This is a genomic window from Vibrio sp. 10N.261.52.C2 (genome assembly GCF_041471425.1).
In the GTDB taxonomy this organism is placed as follows: domain Bacteria; phylum Pseudomonadota; class Gammaproteobacteria; order Enterobacterales; family Vibrionaceae; genus Vibrio; species Vibrio crassostreae_C.
This window is the reverse complement of the sequence record NZ_JBFROH010000080.1, coordinates 1-1,054: the sequence shown is the minus strand read 5'-3', so window position 1 is coordinate 1,054 and position 1,054 is coordinate 1. Positions and strand designations below refer to the sequence as shown.

The window sequence follows — 1,054 nt, the reverse complement described above, 5'->3', positions numbered from 1 at the left end:
GGCTTTGTTGCGTAATTAAATTTAAAGATAGAACTACCCCGTTTCGCGTATTTCTTAATCAATACGACAAGTTTCAGGCATACCTAACCCAGTAAGCTTGTTCAACGCTTTTATCATCGCGTAAGTTTCACCCACCTGTGCATTGTAATTTCTTAAGCTCAATCGTCCTCCTAGCAACTGTTTAACTCGATACATCGCTGTTTCTGACAATGAACGTTTGTGGTATCCATACCGCTCTTTCCAATACCTATTTGAGCCGTATAATTTCTGGCAACCCACGGCGAGATTTCGAGGGTGACCACGCTCCCAGAAGGCTGCCCCTTCTCTTGGGGGAATAAGCGCAATGGCTCCCTTCATCTTAATAGCAGCGTGACACGCTCTCGTGTCGTAAGCGCCATCACCAGACACCTCAAGGATACTTCGGCGTGTTTGTTTCAGTAAGTTCGGGAGTACTTCGCCATCTGTAACCGTCGATAAACTTAGCTCGGCGGCAATGATCTCATGAGTGTTGGTATCGACGGCAATATGAAGCTTTCGCCAGACTCTACGCTTGCCATCCGTACCGTGTTTTTTGACTTTCCATTCACCTTCGCCATAAACCTTAAGGCCAGTTGCATCAATGGCTAGGTGTTGTATCGCTCCTCTCGTTTTAGTCTTAAATGAGACCTCAACTTGCTTGGCCCTACGACTGATGCAGGTGTAATGCGGACAACTTAACGGCACATGGGCTAACCTAAATATCGAGTCGATAAATCCTTGCAGCGCTCTCAGTGGCATAGAAAAAACTCGTTTCACCATGAGTGCTGTCGTAATAGCTAAATCACTGAACCGACGTGGCCTCCCGCGCTTATTCTGTTTGCTTTGCGCCCACCCACTTATTGCTTCTTCATCAATCCAGAAGGTCAAAGAACCACGGTTAATGAGTGATTGGTTGTATTGCTTCCAGTTGGTTGTTTTGTAACGAGGTTTAGGCATAAGGCTACGAGAGAGAGTGGTGGTAGCTGATCAGATCGTAGGTTCTTGATTTAGTTCCATTGAATTACGCAACAAAGCC

Annotated in this window: 1 protein-coding gene; it reads right to left on the bottom strand. The window is 46.0% G+C overall.

Features of this window, described 5'->3' with window-relative positions; translation table 11 throughout:
- Positions 1-54: 54 nt before the first annotated feature.
- Positions 55-975 carry an IS5 family transposase gene (locus AB4307_RS21470; protein ID WP_371973505.1) on the bottom strand — a complete coding sequence of 307 codons (921 nt, stop codon included), beginning with the start codon at positions 973-975 and terminating at the stop codon, positions 55-57.
- Positions 976-1,054: the final 79 nt, after the last annotated feature.